This is a genomic window from Brevibacillus fluminis (assembly GCF_003710825.1).
Lineage (GTDB): Bacteria > Bacillota > Bacilli > Brevibacillales > Brevibacillaceae > Brevibacillus_D > Brevibacillus_D fluminis.
Window position 1 is genome coordinate 82,584 of sequence record NZ_RHHQ01000028.1, and the last position, 21,958, is coordinate 104,541.

The 21,958-nt window shown below is 53.8% G+C and carries 18 protein-coding genes and 1 pseudogene; 9 read left to right on the forward strand and 10 right to left on the reverse strand.

Annotated elements, in window-relative coordinates:
* Positions 1-120: 120 nt before the first annotated feature.
* On the forward strand, positions 121-336 hold the full coding sequence (locus EDM56_RS28960) for a CLC_0170 family protein (RefSeq protein WP_122921410.1): 216 nt from the start codon (positions 121-123) through the stop codon (positions 334-336).
* On the opposite strand, the gene EDM56_RS28965 is transcribed toward EDM56_RS28960, so the two are convergent.
* The 3 genes from EDM56_RS28965 to EDM56_RS28975 are packed head-to-tail and all read right to left on the reverse strand — an operon-like array spanning position 329 to position 3,960.
* A complete protein-coding gene (locus EDM56_RS28965) occupies positions 329-1,462 on the reverse strand; it encodes a Ger(x)C family spore germination protein (RefSeq protein ID WP_122921411.1) in 1,134 nt (377 codons plus the stop codon). The genes EDM56_RS28960 and EDM56_RS28965 overlap by 8 nt on opposite strands.
* Complete coding sequence (locus EDM56_RS28970; protein WP_122921412.1) at positions 1,459-2,547, reverse strand: GerAB/ArcD/ProY family transporter; 1,089 nt, start codon at positions 2,545-2,547, stop codon at positions 1,459-1,461. Before EDM56_RS28970 ends, EDM56_RS28965 begins: the two co-directional genes overlap by 4 nt.
* A 3-nt stretch (positions 2,548-2,550) precedes the next feature.
* Entirely contained in the window at positions 2,551-3,960 is a 1,410-nt protein-coding gene (locus EDM56_RS28975; protein ID WP_122921413.1) for a spore germination protein, read from the reverse strand.
* Positions 3,961-4,117: 157 nt separating this feature from the next.
* On the opposite strand from EDM56_RS28975, the gene EDM56_RS28980 reads away from it, so the two are divergent.
* Positions 4,118-5,302 carry a polysaccharide deacetylase family protein gene (locus tag EDM56_RS28980; protein WP_122921414.1) on the forward strand — a complete coding sequence of 395 codons (1,185 nt, stop codon included), beginning with the start codon at positions 4,118-4,120 and terminating at the stop codon, positions 5,300-5,302.
* A 314-nt stretch (positions 5,303-5,616) separates the two neighbouring features.
* Here EDM56_RS28980 and EDM56_RS28990 read toward each other — a convergent pair whose 3' ends face one another.
* Entirely contained in the window at positions 5,617-7,359 is a 1,743-nt protein-coding gene (locus EDM56_RS28990; protein WP_183192637.1) for a methyl-accepting chemotaxis protein, read from the reverse strand.
* Positions 7,360-7,512: 153 nt separating this feature from the next.
* Here EDM56_RS28990 and EDM56_RS28995 point away from each other — a divergent pair, with 153 nt between their 5' ends.
* The 6 genes from EDM56_RS28995 to EDM56_RS29020 all read left to right on the forward strand — a co-directional run bounded on the left by EDM56_RS28995 (position 7,513) and on the right by EDM56_RS29020 (position 15,982).
* Positions 7,513-9,582, forward strand: coding sequence for a sigma-54 interaction domain-containing protein (locus EDM56_RS28995; RefSeq protein ID WP_122921417.1), 2,070 nt, complete (start codon positions 7,513-7,515; stop codon positions 9,580-9,582).
* Between the two features lie 219 nt (positions 9,583-9,801).
* Positions 9,802-10,908, forward strand: coding sequence for a M20 family metallopeptidase (locus EDM56_RS29000; protein WP_122921418.1), 1,107 nt, complete (start codon positions 9,802-9,804; stop codon positions 10,906-10,908).
* Positions 10,892-11,653: an SDR family NAD(P)-dependent oxidoreductase gene (locus EDM56_RS29005; RefSeq protein WP_122921419.1), complete on the forward strand. Its 762-nt coding sequence runs from the start codon at positions 10,892-10,894 to the stop codon at positions 11,651-11,653. The genes EDM56_RS29000 and EDM56_RS29005 overlap by 17 nt, the downstream gene beginning before the upstream one ends.
* A 37-nt stretch (positions 11,654-11,690) precedes the next feature.
* Entirely contained in the window at positions 11,691-13,049 is a 1,359-nt protein-coding gene (locus EDM56_RS29010) for a glutamine synthetase family protein (protein ID WP_183192638.1), read from the forward strand.
* Between the two features lie 42 nt (positions 13,050-13,091).
* Positions 13,092-14,537: an NAD-dependent succinate-semialdehyde dehydrogenase gene (locus EDM56_RS29015; RefSeq protein ID WP_122921421.1), complete on the forward strand. Its 1,446-nt coding sequence runs from the start codon at positions 13,092-13,094 to the stop codon at positions 14,535-14,537.
* Positions 14,538-14,593: 56 nt separating this feature from the next.
* Positions 14,594-15,982 carry an APC family permease gene (locus tag EDM56_RS29020; protein WP_122921496.1) on the forward strand — a complete coding sequence of 463 codons (1,389 nt, stop codon included), beginning with the start codon at positions 14,594-14,596 and terminating at the stop codon, positions 15,980-15,982.
* Between the two features lie 417 nt (positions 15,983-16,399).
* Here the strand turns inward: EDM56_RS29020 and EDM56_RS29025 are convergent, their stop codons facing one another.
* From EDM56_RS29025 to EDM56_RS29045, 6 genes and pseudogenes are all read right to left on the reverse strand, one after another.
* Positions 16,400-17,374, reverse strand: a complete 975-nt coding sequence (locus EDM56_RS29025) for an NAD(P)-dependent oxidoreductase (RefSeq protein ID WP_122921422.1) — start codon at positions 17,372-17,374, stop codon at positions 16,400-16,402.
* 14 nt (positions 17,375-17,388) lie between these two features.
* On the reverse strand, positions 17,389-18,267 hold the full coding sequence (locus EDM56_RS29030; RefSeq protein ID WP_281275001.1) for a PTS transporter subunit IIC: 879 nt from the start codon (positions 18,265-18,267) through the stop codon (positions 17,389-17,391).
* A 100-nt stretch (positions 18,268-18,367) separates the two neighbouring features.
* Positions 18,368-18,826, reverse strand: a pseudogene (locus EDM56_RS32150) (PTS transporter subunit IIC); the annotation flags it as partial.
* A 28-nt stretch (positions 18,827-18,854) separates the two neighbouring features.
* A complete protein-coding gene (locus EDM56_RS29035) occupies positions 18,855-19,166 on the reverse strand; it encodes a PTS sugar transporter subunit IIB (RefSeq protein WP_122921423.1) in 312 nt (103 codons plus the stop codon).
* A 236-nt stretch (positions 19,167-19,402) separates the two neighbouring features.
* Positions 19,403-20,206, reverse strand: coding sequence for a carbon-nitrogen hydrolase family protein (locus tag EDM56_RS29040; RefSeq protein WP_183192639.1), 804 nt, complete (start codon positions 20,204-20,206; stop codon positions 19,403-19,405).
* A complete protein-coding gene (locus EDM56_RS29045) occupies positions 20,206-21,498 on the reverse strand; it encodes a sigma-54 interaction domain-containing protein (protein ID WP_183192640.1) in 1,293 nt (430 codons plus the stop codon). The genes EDM56_RS29040 and EDM56_RS29045 overlap by 1 nt, the downstream gene beginning before the upstream one ends.
* A gap of 244 nt (positions 21,499-21,742) precedes the next feature.
* Between EDM56_RS29045 and EDM56_RS29050 the strand changes: the two genes are divergently transcribed.
* On the forward strand, positions 21,743-21,958 hold the full coding sequence (locus tag EDM56_RS29050) for a hypothetical protein (RefSeq protein ID WP_122921426.1): 216 nt from the start codon (positions 21,743-21,745) through the stop codon (positions 21,956-21,958).

Genomic DNA, 21,958 nt, shown 5'->3' on the forward strand with positions numbered 1-21,958 from the left:
GACCGATCTCGCGTCAGCTATTCCGGGATGTAGAGGACCAGGGCTTATCGGCAATCTGGATGATGTTGGAATAGTGAACCCGAATCCGTTCATACTAGGGAAAAAAGTGAGGTGGACCACTTGAACTTTTCTCTCATCATCGGATTCGTAGAGTCGCTCACATCCTATTATCTCACACTCCTATTACTCATAATGGGACTGCTGCTGCGCTTTCGCACGTATCCGGCTTACAAGAGCAGACAGCTGACAACGGATGCGGCATGGGCGAGAAGCGGCGGGAACGTCTGCATGATCGCGTCGGGGATTGTGCTGGTGTCCCATTTTCTGTTTATTTAGTTTGCCCGATGCGGCGAATTGACGTATCGACTTGCACCTCTACCTCCGCCTCTTTGAAAACTTGCGGCCAATCTTTCTGATGCGCCTTCCAGTATTTGTAGTGGTGCCGGCGAAGTTGCTCCCCGAATTTGAATATATCAGTTTGGAACTCCCGTTGAACCTTGTGGATGACGATCTCCACATCTTGTTTAATCTTTTTGCTGAGCAATTGTTCCTTTTCTCTGATTTTCTGCAAAGTAGGGTTATGGTCGAATCCGTCCTCTGCGATATGCCCCTCGATCTGGATGCGGATGTGAAAGACAGGCCGGTTATTCCGAATCACGGCGTGGATGGTGGCTCTGCTTGATTTGACCTCGAAAGTGGAATACTTCTGGTTTTGGAGAAAGATCACTTCGTTTCCTGCGCTTTTCGTGCCTACGATCCATCGATGTGATTTAACTTCCTCACCGCTGAGCCATCCGACCATTTTATCTTGTTTGAATAAGGCACCTCCGTCCAATTTTACTTCCCGAGTGTGAGGTTCGATGCGAGGTATCATACTGTCTGAGCCGGCGTGGAGGTTGCTTGCGAACTCGCCGACTGTGGACATAAGGGGGATGCGTGTCGACTTCACCTGCGCTTCCTCTGTCATGATGCTGATGTAGCGGGCGGGGACGGGCATGAGCCGCGGCTTTACCTCTATCACATCCTTTGCTTCCCCTTTGGCGATTACCAGCTTGATCTTGCGCCGCATTTCCTGATCCCGTAAGAAGACGTCGAGTGGCTTTTCGATGCCTTCCCGGGCCAATTCTTCGCCGATTACAACCACCTGGAGGTGCTCATAAAACGGCTTGCGCGCAATTCGGGTGGTCATTAACCGGATGCATTCAAAAATCGACTCCCCAGCCGTGCTGATGTTCCAGTTCGGTGCAATGTTTGGGTTCTTCACCTTTCCTGAAAGAGCCTGTGCTTCCGTCAATTGAACGGTTAGCCGGTATCGGGGCTTCTTTTTTTCCTTACTCGGCAGCTTGTCGATTCCGACGCCCATGACAAAGAGTCGGTCTTGTATCTCAACACGATCCCAGCAGCCTGCGAGCAGAAGGGAGGCGATGATGATGCACAGACAAGGCAGCGACCACAGCTTCATGATTTGGCCCTCCTGTTTTTCAAAAGGTAGACAACCGACATGGCTAGCGGTGTGAAGATGGTCATCGCCATCCCAACCCAGCTGATGACATCACTGAGGCTGCTCACCTCAAAGTCATTGCGCGGCAAAACTGCGATCAAAAAAACGACAGGGAAAAACAGCATGCTGATCACGCGCTGTTCCTGCAGCTTGAACATCTGCGAGGCAATCAGGCTGGCGCAGTAATGGTACAGCATGATGGTCGTGACGGTGAACGGAATCCAGACCAGCATCATGATGGAATCGAGGCGTTCGATGAAGGCGCCTGGCACCTCGATGTTTTTGATCACGGTCAAGGTTGGGTACAGCAGCAGCGTCACCTCTGGAGCTCCCATGACGGCGATGCAAATGACTGTAACGATTGTGTAAAGACCAGTGACGAACAGCAGGGAGACGATGGCTGCGGTGCGGGATCGCTTCGGCTTTTCCATGAATGGCAAAATGAACAGCAGCATCTCAAAGCCAAGAAACGAGAATGACGTCGTGGGCAAGCCGCTCAGCACAGGTCCTAAGCCATCTCCCAGCACGGGCATTAGACGTCCGAAATCGGCGTCGCGCAGCGTTTGCGTCAGCACAAGCAGCAACAGAAATAGGGAGAGCGGCTGAAACAGCTCGTTAAATCGCGCGATCGCGTTGATCCCATGCTGCACCACATAGGTGCTGAGCGACAAAAGCCCGATGACGATGACCTCCATCGGTGTCAAATCAAGGAGGAACAGCTTGGTCACATCTGCCGAGACACGGACAACCATTCCGACGAACAGCAGGAAATATAAGAGAAAAATGACCAGTACCAACGTTCCCAGCCACTTCCCGAATAGAAGGGGGCCATAGTAGATCAAGCTTTGCTCAGGATAGCGCGTCCCGATGAAGCTAATCACGCTGACGATCAAGATTGCGATCAAGCCTGCCAGCAAAATATCGATCCAGCTGTCGACGCCTGCCTTGCTGGCGACGAGCCGCGGGAGCGAGAGCACCCCGACGCCGACCACCGCGCCGAACAGCACGACGGTCACTTGTGGAGCGGTAAGCCTGTCTTTAATCACTTGTTACCATCCTTTCTTACGTTTACGGAGATTCATCCGTACGCGGTCGAGCGGATGCAAAATCTCAGGTCGTTCCTTTTGGTTGGTGAGCGGCGCCCGGATGATGATGTCCTTCCAATCGCTCGGCCGGTAAGGGGCGAACGGCGAGAAATAATTGATGCCAAAAGATTTGAGCGAGATCAGATGGGCAGCGACCGTGAGAATGCCCAGAATCACCCCAAATAACCCCAGTGTGCCGGCGAGGATCATCAGCGGAAAGCGGAGGAGACGCAAGGCGATCGCACCGTTATAGGCTGGAACCAAAAAGGAAGAGATGGCGGTGATGCCGACGACAATGACCATGACGGGACTGACGATGCCCGCTTCAACCGCTGATTGGCCAATTACTAAACCGCCAACGATGCCGATGGTCTGTCCCATCACCTTGGGGAGACGCATGCCTGCCTCGCGCAGCATTTCCAGCGTGGTTTCCATCATGAGCGCTTCTAAAATGCTTGGAAAAGGCACTTGGGCTCTGGTCGCCGCAATGCTTAGCGTCAGCTGCGTTGGGATCATGCCGGGGTGGAAGGAGACGAGTGCGATGTAGAGTGAAGGAAGGATCAACGCGATAACAGCCCCGAGAAAACGGATTGTGCGGATTGCTGAACCGATCAGCCAGCGCTCAAAATAGTCGTCAGGAGCTTGAAACAGCATCGAAAATGTCATGGGGACGATCAGCACGCTGGGGCTGCCGTCCACGAAAATCGCGACTCGACCCTCGCCGATGGCGCTCACAACGCGCACAGGCAGCTCCGTATATTGCGCCTGCGGGAATGGGGAGTACCAGCTGTCCTGGATCCATTGCTCGATCGTTCCGCAGTCCAGCACCTCGTCGATATCGACGGTGGCGAGTCGTGATTGCACCTCCTGAAGAATCGTCGGATTGACGATGTCGTCGACGAACACCAGCGCCACTTTTGTTTTGCTTCGCCTGCCGAGTATGCTCGTCTGGACTTTTAAGCCGATGTCCGGAAATCTGCGCCGAATGAGCGACAGGTTGACGTGGAGGGATTCGACAAAGCTGTCGCGCGGGCCGCGGATGATGCTCTCGTTTTCGGCTGCCTGGATGGTGCGGTTCTCGCTTCCGCCCCCATTTGACACGTAAGCGGCGGAAGAATTCTCGAAAAACACGACGATATTCCCGGACAGAATCGCCGTGATCGCCTCTTGCAGATCGGGCAGGGGCGTAAGAATCGGACCGCCTTCCCCGGGTAGTGGATGTATGTTTTGACCGATATGTTCATTTGCAAAGGTTTGGTCGACCAAGCTGTTGAGATATAGCAATGTGACACAGTCATCGCCAATCTGAATCGGGTGCGAGACGAAATCGGAAGTGTCCCGAAATGCGGCTTGCAGCTCTTCCACCCCATTCATTTCTTCACATACCTCCTCGCTTGTAGATGAAGGTAGTGTTTTACCTTTATGGGAAATTATTCACATAAAAATATCATTCGACAATCTGTAATAACCTTCCCAATCGTTCGTCAAATAGTGAGAGTTGTCATTATGAGGCAGAGGGAAGGAATTCGAAATGAAGAAAATGGTGAAACACGTCGGCGGATTGTTGCTGCTGCCCGCATTGCTTGCAGGATGTGTCGGATTGAACCAAGAGGGGACCAGCGGGACTGCAAACACTGTACAGCCGGCTGTTGCGGCACAAGTAAAAAATCCTGCAGCACAGATCACAGAGCCGAAACAAGAAACGGAAAAAGAGGCGAAGCCTACGCAAACAGAGGCACAAAAGGGCGATTGGGTCGCGTATAAAGGGCCGGTGGAGCACATCTTTTTTCACCCGCTGATCGCCTATCCCGAGCTCGCCTTCGACAATGACAGCATGACAAAAGGCTATGACGATTGGTTCGTCACAGTGAAAGAGTTCGACCATATTTTAGCGGACCTGTACAAAAACCAGTACGTACTGATCAGTATGGATCAGCTGTATGAGCTAAAAACGGTGAACGGGCAAAAGGAGCTGGTCAAAAAACAGCTCATGCTGCCAAAAAACAAAAAGCCGCTGGTGCTGTCCGTGGATGATATGAACTATTACGACTACATGCTGCAAAATGGCAATGTCTATAAGCTGATCCTCGATGATAAAGGGAGGGTAGCGACCTATTCGCTTACACCGAAAGGGGAAAAACACATCGCATACGACAACGAAATCGTGCCGATCTTGGACACGTTCGTAAGCGAGCATCCCGACTTTTCCATTGATGGCGCCAAAGGGACGATCGCGCTGACCGGCTATCAGGGCGTGCTTGGCTACCGCACGAACGAGCTGACATCCCCTGCCTACGAAGCCGAAAAAGCCGACGCGATCAAGGTAATCAACCGAATGAAGGAGACCGGCTGGAGCTTCGCCTCCCACGGATACGGCCACCGCGACGCCCATAAGATCAGCTACAAAAGCCTTGTCGAGGACACGGAGCGGTGGAAAAAAGAAGTCAAACCGCTTGTAGGCGATACCCTGATTTATATTTACCCATACGGCAGCCGTGTCGACACCGACAGCGACAAATACAAATACTTGGTCAAAGCAGGCTTCCCCGTCCTGTGCGGCGTCGGACCGCAACCGTACCTCAAATACAAATCCGACTCCATGATGATGGACCGCCGTCACATCGACGGAATCGCGCTAAAAACGCAAGGAGACAAACTGAAAGGCCTATTTGACAGCAAAGAAGTGATCGATAGCGTAAGGCCAAAGGGGAATTAGAAGAGCAAGCAAAAAAGCATCCCAATCCACTTATTTTTTGTGGATGGGATGCTTTTTTTACATGCTGCAGCCAAGGGATTTTTGGAAAAAGCGGAACGCAAGCCTTTGACAGGGCCAACCGAGGCGCAGCAGAAAAACAGAACGTCTTTCGCGCCACATATCATCATTGAGATACACCCGCCGCGCAGCGTGTGGCTTTGGGGCGCGGTTCTGTTTTTCTGCGGTGCCGTGCAGTGAATCCCCTTGCGGGTCCGGTCAACAGCGGCCGTGGAGCTTTTTCCAAAAATCCCGTTCCCTCCACAACAGCCAAAAAATCAAACCGTAAACCGCATCACAATCACCCGCAACTCCGCCGCCATCTCATCAAGCAACCGCGCGGAATCCGACATTTTCTCCAGTGAATCCAGCTGCTCCCGGGTCGAACGAGCCACGAGCGACAGGCGGTCAGCCGACTCTTTGGAAATCGTCGCCAGCTGGGTGACTGTGGCAGAAACTTGCTCCGAGCTGGCCGACATCTGCTCGGAGACCGCCGATACATCCTGTACCTGCCAGGCGACATGCTGGGTCGTCTCCAGAATGTGCCGGAATGCATCACCAGCCTCGCGCGCGACGTGCATGCCCGTTTCAACCACCTCGGCGCCAGCAGCCATCGCCAGCACGGCTTTACTGGTATCCGTCTGGATTTCCTGAATCAGGCTGGTGATTTGCGCCGTAGAGCGGGCCGATTGCTCCGCCAGCTTACGCACTTCATCGGCGACAACCGCGAAGCCTTTGCCTTGCTCGCCAGCTCGCGCCGCTTCGATGGCAGCATTGAGAGCGAGCAGGTTGGTTTGGGCGGCGATGTCTGTAATGACATTGACGATGCTGCCAATTTCCTGTGACCTGCCGGATAGCGAGGCGACGACAGAACGGGAGAGCGTTACCGACTGGCTGATCGCATTCATTTGCTCCATGACCCTATGAATCGAGCCGTTGCCTTGCTCCGCTTCATCTGCCATCTCCTGCGACGATTCCGCCACCTGCGCAGAGCTTTCCGCAATTCGCTGGATGCCGATCGACATTTCGGTCATGGCGCGGGCGTTTTCATTCGCTGATTGCGACTGCGTATCTGTGCTGCCAGCCAGCTCCTGAATGGTGCCCGACATTTTGTGGATCGCGCCAGAGCTCTCTTCTACGCTGGCGGCAAGCTCGCTGGCCGATGCTGCTGCCTGAAACGCGTGCTGCTGCACGCTTTTAATGATCGTGCGCCACTGAACGATGACATTGTTCAACCGGGTCGCCAGTTGCCCAAGCTCATCTTTGGAGAAAACCTCCACCTCTACGTCCAGGTGACCGTCGTTCATTTTTCCGACGGCTGCAAAAATCGCCCGCAGCGGACGCAGGAAGCGGCGCAAAAACGAAAATTGCAAAAGGAAGACGCAGCCGAACGACAGCAGAAAGATGCCAGTCAGCCAGAACAGCAGATCGTTGCGACTGTGCGTCATGATGCTGGCGTCGATGTCGATGCCGAAAACGGCGATGACCTGATTGTTTTCATCCATGACGGGTTGGAGGATCGAGATCCAGGTCCCGTATGAGTCGGTGTACGTCCCGGTGTTCACGGCTTCCTTCGTCACCATCATTTGCTTGTAGGCACTCACCCACTGCGGCACCTGCTCGAACATCACGCCGAGCTTGTAACCGGCTTCCTGCACATGGGTCGGGATGGCAACGGTCAAGTTTTTGTTGTCGTCGGTCATCTCGGCGCCAAACAGATAGCCTTGGGCGATGTTGGGGTTATCCTTGGACATCCGGTCCAACTGAGACGTCAGTTTTGCCTGAAGGGGAGACGTGGGGTCATGGTCGGTGAGCGCGGCTTTGACATCAGCCGCAGCCAATTCCCCTTTGGCATAAGAGGCGAATCCTTTGGCTTGTCCATCCAGGTTTCGCATCAAAAACGATTGCTGCACATAATAGCTGGTCAGACTGAGGACGATGCCCATCAGCAAAATAGTGACACTCGACAAAGTCAGATTTTTGCCGAAAAAAGAAAAACGAAACAGCTGCTTGCGTGACATGCTCGACACCCCTTTTACAAAATCATGATGTTGGTAAAGAAAAGCAAGAATAATGCCAATAATTGTCATGCGCTGGGGTTGTCATAAGACGGAGATGTCGAAAAATACTTTCGAAAAGTCTGAAAAAGAACGATAATGTAAGGAGGTTAACTTTTGGACAGGGAGGTGATTCCCATCGGCGACTGTATGAGAAAAGTGGCGATCATAGCGGGCTCCAAGAAGACCGCGGGCGCCATCGCAGGCCAATTGAATGCGATTTTGGGCGAATTGATTACGTTCATCGGTTTTTCCATGCATGAATGGATGGAAAACAGGGATGACTTCCATATGGTGCTGATCAGCACGCATACAATCTTCACGCGCCACATCGCACCGCGCATCAAGACGGGCACGGTCATATTTGTCATCAGGCGGACGCTTTTGCGCAAAAGCCTGGAAAAGGTGATGGCGATCCCATCGGGAAGCAAGTTGCTTGTGGTCAATGATGAAAGGGACTCGGCGGAAGAAACCATTGCCTTGCTGCGCGAATTAGGGGCCGGTCACATCGAGCTGTTTCCCTATTTTCCGGGAGCAGCTACATGGGAAGAGTCAACGGTGGCGATCACACCAGGAGAGCCAGAGCTCGTGCCGCCATTCATACAGCAGGTGATCGACATCGATGAACGGGTCGTGGATGTCAGCACCTTGGTCGACATTTTGACCCAGTTCCAGCTGCTGAACAATGAAACCCGCACGATGCTCTCACGCTACGCCGACAAGATCGTGACCCGCAGCCAAGGCATCCAGTTTACGCTTCAGGGTCTTTTGCACATGAAAACGATTTTGCAGCGGACGCTCAACATGGTGCAGGACGGCGTGATCGCCTACGATCATGACGGCACGATTACTTTATTCAACCGGACGGCAGAAACGATTTTCGGCTGCACATCCGAGGACGCGCAAAAATTCACGGTCGAAGGACTTCTGCATCGGGAGGGTGTAGACCCGATGACGTTTGTGGAGGAGTGGAAAGACTGCCTCGTTCACATCAAAAAGCAGAAAATTTTGATGAATCGCCAGCACATCATCGAAAACGGTCATGTGACCGGCGGCGTGCTGACACTGCGGGCAGCGAAAAAGGTGGAGGAGCTGGAACTCAAGCTGCGGCTTCAGGCCAAAGGCTATGAAGCACGCCATTCCTTTGGCGACTTGATCACCGTCTCGCAAAACATGATAAAGGTGGTTGCGCGCGCCGAAAAAATGGCGAAGAGCGACTTGAGCGTGCTGATTTTGGGCGAAAGCGGGACAGGCAAGGAGCTGTTCGCTCATGCGATCCATCGTGTCTCACAGCGTGCCGACTATCCGTTCGTGGCGGTCAATTGCAGTGCATTGCCGGACAATTTACTCGAAAGCGAGCTGTTTGGCTATGAGGAAGGCGCCTTTACGGGAGCGAAAAAGGGCGGCAAGCCAGGCTTGTTCGAGCAGGCGCACAAGGGCACGATTTTTTTGGACGAAATCGGCGACATATCGCCCAACATGCAGAGCAGGCTCCTGCGCGTGCTGCAGCAAAAGGAGGTGCTCAAGGTAGGGGGGACGCGGCTGTTGCCGGTCGATGTCCGAATCATCGCAGCGACCAACCGCAATCTGGCGCGCATGGTCGCTGAAGGCAAATTCCGCGACGATTTGTATTACCGCTTGAAAATTTTGCAGCTCGAGGTGCCGCCGCTGCGGGAGCGTCGTGAGGACATCCCGCTGCTTGCCGCCTATTTTCTTGAACGGCGCGGGGCCAATCAGGAGGGACTGGAACCAATCCACGAAGCGCTGCGGCGCTACGATTGGCCAGGCAATGTGCGGGAGCTGGAGAACACGATGGAATACATCGCCTTCATGAATGATGGCCATCTGACGGTTGAGGATTTACCAATGTATACGAACGAATCGGCGGCAGTCGATGTACCTCATGAATGGGCGATCGAGCAGATAGTGCCCGTTCAGGCGGCCGGAATCCGCGTCGAGCAGCTGGTTTTAGAAATCATTCATCATGCAAAGGCGGCGGGCAAAAATGCCGGTAGGCGGGCGATCGTGACGGCAGTCAAAGAAAAAGGGCTGATGATTTCCGAGAATGAAGTGAGAAAAACGATCGATAAATTGCGCGACGCCGGTTATGTGGAAGTCGCGGCGGGACGAGCGGGGTGCCGATTAACCCCAAGCGGGTTCCAACAAGTACGGAATGGAACTGGATAAACGGGATGAATGGGATAATTTTGACCTGTTTATCCCATTTTCTTTTGGGGTCTTTTCCCATTTGCCATCCCGAAAAGAATACAGCGGCATCCGGCTCTATTGCGGTAATTCGACGTGCTGCTAAACTTGGCACAACTTTTGCACAAACATCTCCGCAACGTCTCCCAAAGGAGAGGATGTCGTTTTTGGGACGACAAGAAAGCAAAGGAGGTGGGTGTGATGGAGAAATTCCTCATCCCGCTAGCCAGCGATCTCATTCGCATGAAAAACACGAGCCGGGAAGCGATCAACAAATCGGCAGAATATTGCGCGAACTGGTTGCTGAAGCAAGGTCTTAGCGTCAAGGTCGTGGAAAACAAGGGGCTGAAAAGCGTCGTTGCGACCGCGGGGCAGCCTGACAGCGGCAAAACACTGATCCTCAATGGGCATCTGGATGTGGTGCCGGGAGAAGAGTCCGACTTCATCCCGCGCGTAGAAGCGGGCAAGCTGTTCGGTCGTGGCAGCTACGACATGCTGGGAGCAGTCGCGGCAATGATGGTCGCTACCGCGGAGGCGGCCAAACAGAATGCATCCTGCCAGATCATACTGCAGCTTGTCCCCGATGAAGAGACCGGCGGCGCGCATGGCACAGGCTTTTTGGTGGAGGAGGGAGCGCGCGGCGATTTCGTCATCTGCGGCGAACCGACCAATCTCCAAATCGCTGTGCAGGCAAAAGGCGTCTTGCAGCTCTTGCTAGAGACGAGCGGCATTGCCGCACATGGAAGCCGTCCGTGGCTGGGCAAAAACGCGATCACACACGCGTTTGAGACATACAAGCGGATTGAGCAGCTGGAGTTTTTGCAGGCGAGCAGCACGTTTTTTCCAAATCCTTCCTTCAACTTAGCCAAAGTGGCAGGCGGCGGGGCGATCAATCAGGTGCCCGATCATTGCGCTTTTTATCTGGATATCCGTTATTTGCCCAATCAGGATGCCGACCGTATCCTCGACCAAATCCGCCAGACTGCATCCGATGCGTCGGTAACGGTGCTGCAGCAGGGCGCACCGGTGCAGACGGATGAGAACGATCGATTTGTGCGGCTGCTTCAGCAGACGACGAGCGAGTTTACAGGATCATCGGTCCGGTTGTTCGGTCAGGATGGTTCAGCCGACACGCGCTACTATGCCCGTCATGCGATACCTGCCATCGAATTCGGTCCGATCGGCGCCAATCATCATGGCCCCGACGAATTTGTCGACATTGATTCGCTTTATTTGTACCAACGGATTTTGAATCGGTTTATCACCAACATCGACGAAAGGATGATTTTGCATGAAACTGAAAAATAAAGTGGCGATTGTAACAGGAGCAGGTTCGGGGAATGGGCGCGCGATTGCACTGCGCATGTTTGAGGAGGGCGCGACCGTCGTCGTGGCGGACATGAACGAAGCAGGCGCACACGAGACGATCGCACTCGCGTCAGAAGGCAGCAAGGCGATGGTCGTCAAGGTGGATGTAACCAAGAAGGAAGAAGTGGAAAACATGGTCGCGCAAACGATCCGTGAGCTGGGCAAAATCGACATTTTGGTCAACAACGCGGGAATCGTTGCCTTCACGCCGTTTCTTGAGCTGGGCGAAGAGGAATGGGATCGGGTGCACAATGTGAATTTAAAAGCGCCGTTCCTCTGCTCGCAGGCGGTTGCCAAAGAAATGATCAAGGCTGGCCAAGGCGGGCGAATCATCAACATCACGTCGGTGGAAGCGCATCGGGTCGTCTCCAGCAGCGGCAGCTGCCAGCCGCATTACAACTCGTCCAAAGGCGGCCTGCACATGCTGACCAAAGCGACTGCATTGGAGCTCTCCTCCCACGGCATCACCGTAAATGCCGTAGCTCCCGGCGTGGTGCAGACGCCGTTTACAGAAAAAGGGCTGGCGATCCCGGAAGTCAAGCAGTGGATTCTCGATCGGGTACCTGCCAAGCGCGTAGGCAAGCCGCAGGATGTCGCCAATGCGGTTGTGTTCCTCGCAACGGACGATGCCGATTACATTACGGGTACCACGCTGGTTGTCGACGGCGGCTGGACCATTCACTAAGCCTGCAATCCTTGGCAGAACGGAGGGAATGAACGGGATGGGGAAAATTGACGTAGAGCAACTGAAAGACCGGGTCCAAAACGGCGAGATCGACATGATCACCGTGGCCGGCGTCGACATGCAGGGGAAGCTGTTCGGCAAAAAGATGCCAGCGCGGTTCTTTTTGGAAGACGGGCAGGACGGCATCCATACGTGCGCAATCAACTTCATTTGGGATGTTAGCTTAAAATTTGCAGAAAATTACGCGTTTTGTAATTTCGATACGGGACTGCATGACATCAAGGTGGTTCCTGACCTTGGCACGCTGCGCGATTATCCGTGGATTCCCAAAAATGCGATTGTGCTCGGCGACATTTACAACAAGGACGGCACTGAAGTGAGCATCGCTCCGCGCCACATGCTCAAAAAGCAGCTGAAAAAAGCAGAGGCACTGGGCTATAGGGCGTTCGCAGCATCGGAAATGGAGTTTTACATTTTCAAAGAGACGGTAGATTCGGCGCGGGCGAAACAGTTCAGCAATCTGCAGCCGCTGTTCTCGTACCCGATCGATTATTCCATCTATCGGTTGAATGTTGACGATTGGTTTCTGGGGCAGGTGGCACGTCATCTGGAGGCGATCGGGATTCCACTGGAAGCGGTCAAAGGCGAGTGGGGTAACGGGCAGATCGAGATCAACGTGAAATATGCCGAGGCACTGGAAATGGCTGACCGCACCGCCCTTTACAAAAACGCGATCAAAGAGATTGCCGCGCAAAACAACCTGATGGTCACCTTCATGGCAAAGCATGACACGAACGATTCCGGTAGTAGCGGACATACCCATATCAGCCTGTGGAACGAACACGGCACCAACTTGTTTTACGATGCAGACCATCCGTACCGTTTGTCAGATACCGGCCGCTATTTTCTCGGCGGCATGATGGCGCTCGCTCCAGAGCTGATGCTGTTTTATGCCCCTTACATCAATTCGTACAAGCGGCTGGCCAACACAGGCGGCGCTCCGAACACGCTGACATGGGGCGAGGACAACCGGACGACCTCCTTCCGCGTGGATGGAAAAGGCAAGTCGTGCCGGATCGAAAACCGAATCCCTGGCTCTGACGTGAACCATTACTTGGTGCTGACCGCAATGCTGGCTTCCGGACTGTACGGCATCGAGCACCAGATCGACATCGCTGCGCCAACGACAGGGGATGCTTCGCGCGCACCCGGTGTCAAACGTCTCCCAGCCAATCTGGCGGAAGCGATCAACCAGCTGGAACAAAGCGAAATTGCCCGTCAGCTTTTAGGGACCGAGGTGGTCGAGCATTATTTGACGGCAGCGAAAAATGAACTGAACGACTACTTCCTGGAAGTCACCGATTGGGAGAGAAAGAAATACTTCGAGTTTATCTAGTAAGCGGATTCATAGAAAGGAATGAGAGGCGAGGGGAAGCGGATGTACGGGGACAAGTACAATTTTTCATTCATCAATGGCGAAAAAGTTCAGCTGGCGGCAACTAGCGAGGTAATCAACCCGGCGACAGGCGAGGTGATCGGGATCGTCCCGGATGGCGGTGAGGAGCTGACCCGCCGGGCGATCGATGCAGCGGCACAGGCGTTTCCGGCGTGGTCTAAACGGACGGCCGGGCAGCGCGCAAGCTATCTGCTCGATTGGGCGGAGCGTGTGCTCGCCGATAAGGAGGCGCTCGCGCAGCTGCTTTCGCTGGAGCAGGGGAAGCCGCTTGATGAAGCGCGCGGCGAGATCGAGGGCGTTGCCGTTTATATCCGCTGGTATGCGGAGGAGGGCAAACGTGCCTACGGCGAAATCATTCCGGCATCGCGACCAGGGCAGCAGCTGCTGGTGTTCCGCGAGGCGATCGGGGTTGTCGGCTTGATTACGCCAGCCAACTTTCCGGCTGCGATCCTCGCGATGAAGGTGGCGCCCGCGCTCGCCGCAGGCTGCAGCTTTGTGTTGAAGCCCGCTGAGCAGACACCGATGATCGCGGTTGCGCTGGTGAGCCATCTCTTGGCGACAGGACTGCCAGCAGGCGTCGCCAATCTGGTCACTGGCGATCCGGCAGAGATCGGCAGCACGCTGCAGGCTGACCCGCGCGTGCGAAAAATCGCCTTCACGGGCTCTACGGCTGTCGGCAAGATTTTGATGCGGCAGGCGGCTGAAAACGTGCAGCGCTTGACGCTGGAGCTAGGTGGCAACGCCCCGGTGGTCGTATTTCCCGATGCCGATCTCGACAAAGCCGTGGATGGCATCATGGGTAACAAGTTTGAAAACTGCGGGCAGGTCTGCAACGGCATCAACTTGATCTATGCCCACGAGGATATTCATCAGGCATTGGTCGAAAAGCTGGCGGAGCGAATCAAGGCGCTGAAGGTGGCACACGGAACTGAGCCGGGCTGTCACATCGGCCCGATGATCGATCCGTCCTATCTGGATAAAGTGGAGACGCTGGTTAACGATGCGGTGGAAAAAGGAGCCAAGGTCGTGACCGGAGGCTACCGGATCATGGAGGACGGTTATCAGGACGGTTATTTTTACGCACCGACCTTGCTTGACGGCGTGCATGCCGACATGGAGCTGACCCGGCGCGAGATTTTTGGACCGGTTGCACCCGTCCTCACATTCACCGATGAAGCGGATGTGCTGCGGCGCTGCAACGACACGCCATACGGCTTGGCGGGTTATGTCTACACGCGAGATGCGGCGCGGATGTTCCGCATGATCGCAGGGCTTCAGGTAGGAAATTTGGCGATCAACGGCACCTCGCTTGCCAATCCGCAGACACCGTTTGGCGGCGTGAAGGAAAGCGGGATCGGCCGTGTGGGCGGGCATCAAGGGCTTGAAGAGTATATGGAATTGAAATACGTGGCGCTTACACTGGAGTGAGCGCCACTCCTCCTTGGGGGGCTTTTGTCTAAAAAATGAAGGAACGGGGGATGTTCATGTCTGATGTGGCGATTCAAACGACGGAAAATGAGCAAGGCACCAATCTGGGCTACAAGCAAGAACTGAAGCGCAGCCTCACTTTGAAGGACCTGATCATTTACGGCCTGATCACCATGCTGCCGATTGCGCCAATTCAGGTGTACGGCTTGATCGCGCAGGAAAGCTTCGGGATGGCTCCGCTGGTTTATTTGGTCGGGGTCTTCGCGATGGTGTTCACCGCCATGAGCTACAGCCAGATGAGTAAGGAGTTTCCCATCGCAGGCTCGGTTTATTCGTATGTGCAGCGAGGGCTCAATCCGCACATCGGATTCGTGACCGGATGGCTTATTGCGGTGGATTACATTATGGCGCCAGCGTTGCTGACCGCTTTTTCGGCAATGTGGCTGGGCAGCATTTTGCCGGGTGTCCCGACCTTTGTCATCATTTTCATCTTTCTTGCCATCAATACGTTCATAACCGCCCGGGGCGTCAGTCTAACCGCAAGAGCTAACACGATCTTCCTCATCCTGGAACTGGCGATCCTCGTGATCTTCCTCGGCTTTGCCTTCAAGTACGTTTTCATCGACGGGCACGGAGCCGGCGGTTTCTCGCTGGCACCAATCTTCCAGCCTGACAAAATCGATTTCCATTTCATCGCAAGCGCCGCATCCATCGCTGTGCTCGGCTTCCTTGGCTTCGATGTAATCAGCACTTTGTCGGAGGAAGTGAAAAATCCGCAAAAAACCGTCGGAAAAGCCACCGTCGGCGCATTGGTGATCATCGGCACGATCTTCATGGTGCAAACATACCTCGCTGCGCTGGCGCATCCGGATTACGCAGGACTCGACCCGGATATGGCCTTTTTCGACATCGCCCGCGAAGTGGGCGGCGATTTCCTTTATTACGCGTTCATTCTGATCGGCGTAGCGGCAGTCGGTATCGCCAATGCGCTCGCGATCCAATCGGCGATCTCCCGGATCATCTACTCGATGAGCCGCGACAAGCTGCTTCCGTTCTCCGGCATCTTGGGCAAAATCCATCCAGTTTACAAAACACCTTTTAACGCAACAATCTTTGTCGGCCTCGTCTCGTTTGTCGTCGCGTTGCTAGTCTCGATCGAAAACATCGTGCAGCTGATCAATTTTGGTGCACTCACATCCTTCATGGTGCTGAACCTGACCGTATTCGTGCACTTCTACCTGAAAAAAGGCCGCCGCGACGCCAAAGGCTTCGTGAATTATTTGCTACTTCCAATGATCGGCTTCTTGATCATCTTCTACGTCTGGTCCGGCTTCGATTGGATGACGTTTGCTGTCGGGACCAGTTGGCTGATCATCGGCGTCATTCTCGGCGCTGTCAAATCGAAAGGATATAAAGAAGTGCCACCTGTTTTGCGTGATATGTAAAGAAGGATTCGAGTATAGTTACCACTGCAGCCAAGGGATTTTCGAAAAAAAGTGAAACGCAAGCCTTTGACAGGGCCAACCGAGGCGGAGCAGAAAAACGGAACGTCTTTCGCGCCCAACATCATCCATGAGATACACCCGCCGCGCAGCGTGTGGCTTTTGGGCGCGGTTCCGTTTTTCTGCGGAGCCGTGCAGTCAATCCCCCAGAGGGTCCGGTCAACAGCGGCGTGTAACTTTTTTTCGAAAATCCCGGTACCTGCACAAAAGCCAAAAAAACCAGCCCATGAATCACGGAACGGGCTGGTTTTCCTTTTTCAGTTATCGATTAAGCGATGCTCCCGCTCAACAACGCTTGCAAGACGACAAATTCTGGCCGGAAAATGGGAATCAACCTCCTGACTTGATCATGTACATGCTTTATGAAATAGGCTCGGCTGTCTCTACCTGGCTTTGCTTGAGCCACGCTATAATCTGCTCGTTCATGATCGCTGCATGATGATGATAGACATCGTGGGAGGCGCCTGCGATGTGCGGGGTCGCTAGCACGTTGTCGAGCTGGATCAAGGCGTGTTCGCGCGGACCGGGCGGCTCAGCATCGAACACGTCGAGAATCGCGCCCGCGATCTGCTTGTTGCTGAGCAGCTCGTACAGTGCGTCGTTGTCGACGACAGACGAGCGCGATGTATTAACGAACAGCGCATGCGGCTGCAGGTGTGCGAGGAGCGTGAGGGACAGCAGGCCATGCGTTTCGGGGAGTGATGGCAGGTGAACGGTGACGATATCGCTCTTGGCAAGCAAGTCTTCCAGCGGGAGAGCTTGATACGCTGGAACCTCGCTTTGCTCCACATAAGGGTCATAGTAAACAATCTCGCAGGAGAAGGCTTCGAGCAGCTTGGCGATGCGTTTGCCAACAGCGCCAAGGCCGATGACACCGACTTTTTTGCCATGCAACTCGCTTCCTTGAAACTGTAGATACGGTCCGAACTGGTCGATCCAGTTTTCGCCCTTTAGCCACGTTTCCGATTGGCGGACATGGCGCAGCATGGTGATGATCGTGCCAATGACCAACTCGACGACAGCCTGCACGTTGCGACCGATCGTGCGGAAGACGGGGATCGCGCGTTTGGATGCAGCCTGTACGGCTACATTGACAGGAGTTGCGCGGCACACGCCGATGAAGTCGAGAGGATGGTCAGCAATGACCTCCTCTGTCACCTCATCGAGCTCCACAATGACGGCGCGTGCGTCGATACGCTGCAGCAGTTCGAGCAGTTCAGTACCAGTGCGGGCGCGGCCGAGCTCAGTCCACGGGTAATAGTGAACCGGGCCCAGCAGCTGTTCCAATTCGCGACGGCGCTGCTCGGGATAGGGGGCGATCAAAAGTACGCTCATCCGTTTTCCTCCTTTTACCCGACCTGCTTATCCGGCGTGCTTGCTTGCGCGGTACCATCTGCTGCTGTTGCGCTCGTCTCCAAATAATTGACGATCGTTTCTTTGTTGCGCTTGAACAGGAAGTAGGAGACCGCATAAATCGCCAGGACGAGTCCGATCCAAATCCACGACTGGGAAAGGAACGCCAAGAAAATAAGCGCGGTCACCGGGGACGTCAAAATCCCGAAGCTAGTGATCAGCAAGGTTTCGGCCGGAATCGTAACGCCGACGCCTTTTGCCACCTCTGTGAAAATCGGAGCGGTGTACGTGGCCGCATACAGGACAAGGCTGAACCAAATCGCACCGATGATGACAGATTTGAAAATGTTCCCGTTGGTGATGGCGACTGTCGCCTGGATCATAAACGGCAGCGCGATCAGGTCGACGAGCGGCAGAGCCTGGTTGCCAGGCAAAATCAGCGCCAAAATCACCATGATCGGAATCAGCAAAATGCCGGAAGTCAGCGTCGCCGTTTCGCCATAGCCCATTGCGTCGTTAACGCCCAAATACCATTCGCGCGTTTTGTCTCCCGACTTGCTATTCGACTTTTTCAGATTTTTCTTTGCTGTTTCCGTCAATGGCAAGAACGCTTGAGCAAAAATGCTGGACACTTTCGGGAAGATCACCATGATGGCGCTCGTCGCAATCCCGACGGTCGCGATTTGGCCCCAAGCTGCGAGCGTACCCAAGTTTTTTAGATTGCCAAGCAAACCGAGCAAGAGTCCGAGAATCAGGCCAAGAGAGATCGGTTCTCCGAAGATGCCCAGCCGTTTTTGCGGTGCTTCCGGACTCAGATTGATTTTGCCTGCACCAAGCTTGTTCAGCACCCAGTTGACACCGATGGCAAAGGGCACGCTGCCAACATGGTGAAGCTGGACGATCGTGACACGCGGGATAGGTGGACCATCTTTTGGCAAACAATTCAGAAAAGAGTAGGATGTAGAGGTTGAGCACGATCATGCACGCGATTGCGAGGAACATGTTGTTCGTAATCAGATACACCATCGATCCCCAGACCATGTACGAGTAGTTGTTCCACAGGTCGCCCGGCTGGAAAATGTTCGTCCAGCGAACGGCAAACAGGAAGATTTGCAGGACAAGCGCCAGGCCGAGGAAAATCATCCCCACTTTGGTGGAGTAGGCCACGATAGCGGTCGCTTGCCAGCCGATGTCGAAGACGGGGAGACTGACACCCGTGCTTTTCACCATGTTTTGTACGACAGGCATGATGATCGGAATGAAGGCATTTGTCAAAAGATTGAAACCAAATAGCCCGATACCTGCGTACAGAGCGGAATACAGCGCTTTTTTCACTTCCACTTTCATAACGAGCGAAATGATGATAATGACGACAGGGACGAATATGGGAACGCCAAACGTATCAAAAACATCCTTTAACGTTTGCAAAAACATCGAGATAAACTCCTCTCAGCGAAATGTCTTAGTTGGCTTCGGCTGCGCGAATCCGGGAAATCAGCTGGTGAACTTCTTCTAGGAACTCTTCCTCCTCCAATCCCGTTAAGAAACCGACGCCATTGATCACGGGAATCGGGATGTTGTCAGGGACAGGTGTCGTATTGACGACGAAATCATAGCTGCCTTGCTCTACATGTCCGAGTACCTGTGTCGGTTTTACTTCCGTTGTTGTGATGGTGATTCCGTCAGCGGCCAGCGCTTCCTTCAGTTTTTGTGCGACCATGGTCGAGCTGACGGTGCCGGAACCACAAACTGTTAAAATGTTGAGTGTTCTCATCGTTCTTCATCCTTTTCCGTATTTTTCTTACCGCGACCCATTCCGAATGCCATCTTTTTTTGATACTGTTCAGGAAATGAACGGGATGGTACTATTTTCTAGGTCACATTCTAAACATACAATTCCGATAAGTCAGCACTGAATAATAGGGTATTAAGTGAAAATGTCCTCCGTTCGCAAAAAAGCCTCTCCATTCACCTAAAGTCCAGGTGAGGGAGAGGCTTTTCCCGCATGGCTCAAAACTGCGAAAACCGCTGATAAAATTCTTGCCGCCGCTTTTCCATGTATTTCATCGGCTTGGTTTCGCGGAACGCTCTGACATCGCCCAGATCGATCGTGATCACGCCGATTTCTTCGTCATTGCCCGCCTTGTACAAATGTACACCGTCGGGGGAGACGATCGTGCTTTCGCCAAAGAAGAGGGTGTTTTTCTCGAGTCCGACTTTGTTGACGGCAGCGATGAAGAACTGGTTTTCCAATGCGCGGGCGCGCAGGAATATTTCTTGATACGGCTGGTAGGGGACGATATGGGCGTTGAGCACCATGACGACGTGGGCGCCTTGCAAGGCATACAGACGCGAAACCTCCGGAAACGCCATATCGAACGTCATCATTAACCCGATATTGCCCTGAGCGATCGGAAAGATGGGACAGGCTTCGCCTTGCGTAAATACCTCAACCTCGGGGCCGAACAGGTGGGTTTTGCGGTACACGCCAAGGCATTCGCCGGTTTTCTCGATAAAGGCGGCGGAATTGTAGATCCGCTCGCCCTCCCGCTCGGGAAAGCCAAAAATGACACCAATGCCAGCTTTTTTCGCCGCTTGCGAGATCGTGTGGATGCTAGGCCCGTCGACAGGCTCCGCCAGCTCGCGGATGCGGTTATCCACGAAATAGCCGGTCAGGAATTGCTCGGGAAAAAGCACGTAGTCGACCTCTTTGTCGATGCAGGAATGGATGGTCTCAAGCGCCCGCTCGAGGTTGGACTCTTTGTCGCCTGGTGTGACGCGCAGTTGGGCAAGCGCCAGCGTGAGCGTACTCATCATAAATCACCTTTTCTTTGACGGAATTGCTTCAGCTTCTTGGCTACGGTTGATTGGTCGATGCCTAAGGCCAGCGCGGCCTTGTATGTGCTTTTATGCTTGAGATAGGCCTGGGTGATCAGCTTTTTTTCCAGCTGCCAAATGGCTTCCTTCAAAGGGATAAGCTCATCGCCTGGCGACTGTAGCTCGCTCGGGACGGCTGCAATAGACTGGAATGCCGCAGGCAAGTGCGCAAGCTGAATCTCTGTGCGCTCAACCGTCACCACAAGCCGTTCCAGCATGTTTTCCAGCTCGCGGACATTGCCCGGCCAGTGGTAGTTGAGGAATGCCTGGATGACGTCGGGGTGGATCGTTTTGCTGGCGCGGTGCTTGTTGTTGTACTTTTTCAAGAAATAGCGGGCCAACCCTTCGATGTCTTCCCGCCGCTCACAGAGCGAGGGAATTTCGATCGGCACGACATTCAGTCGATAGTACAAGTCGTTGCGGAATTTCTTTTGCGCGACGAGCTCCTTCAAGTTTTGATTGGTCGCGGCGATGACCCGCACATTGATCGACGTGTCGGCGGCTGAACCGATGCGGCGGATTTGGCTCTCCTGTAAGACATGCAGCAGTTTCACCTGCAGATTGGGCGGCAGCTCCCCGATCTCATCCAGAAAAATCGTACCGCAGTTTGCCGCTTCGAACAGCCCTGCTTTGCCGCCCTTTTGTCCGCCGGTAAAGCTGCCGTGGGCATAGCCGAACAGCTCAGCTTCCATCAGCGCCTCGGGGATGGCGCCGCAATTGATCGAGACGAAACGTTCATCGGCACGGCTGCTGTAGCTGTGAATCAGCTTGGCGATCGCGCCTTTGCCCACGCCTGATTCGCCGAGCAGCAGGATCGTGGAGTTGACGTAAGATACTTTCTTGATGATGTCGAGAATGTTGATCATCGCCTGTGAATTGGCGACGAACTGCGTATTGTCCGCCAGGGTTTCCTCCGCAAAGTCAAACGTCTGCACCGGCTCTGGGGGAGGTGGAGCCTGGGCGGCCTGATCGCGCATGGATACGGCAAGGAGCGATTTTGTCTTGTCTTTGATGAGGAGGAAGCGAAGGGGAGGGGCATCCAGTTCAATCACGCCTTTGGACGTAAGGGTGTCGAGCTGCTCCCGGATCAGCTTGGTGAGAGAATCGACAGCATCGGGTTCCAGGACCGCCTCGATCAAGCGCAGCTGCGGATGGCTGAAGAGGAGTGGGCCATGCTGTTTCAACGGGTGAAGTAGCCAATCATGATTCAAGCGGATGTGTTCGAGCATGTACCTGCCTCCCATTGAAAAAATCAAGAAAAAAGAGGATGAAAATCATCATGATGATCTCGGTCATCATTTTGATATTTTGAGGGTGTGGCTTGCACCGTCTTTTGTTGGTTGGAAATGAAGCGATGATAAAATTCCTGTTTTTGTTCATTTTATCTGAAAATTACCGCTATTTTCAATCCGTTTTTTTGGCATGTCGATTGCTATGTAAGGGTAGTGAAATGATTTTACAGGGGGTGCAATCATGAAAAGAGGGACCGTAACGCTGCTCTTCTTTGCTTTTTGCTGGGTCATGCTGGGGACATTGGTCTTCCCGCCTGTGTTTCGCCTTATCAATCGGATTGAGCCATGGGTGCTGGGGATGCCGTTCGTCCAGTTTTGGATCATCCTCGTGATCGTGGCCATCTCGCTTGCTCTCATCGTGTGGTACAAAACGGAAGAAAAGAGGGGGGAGCTGTAA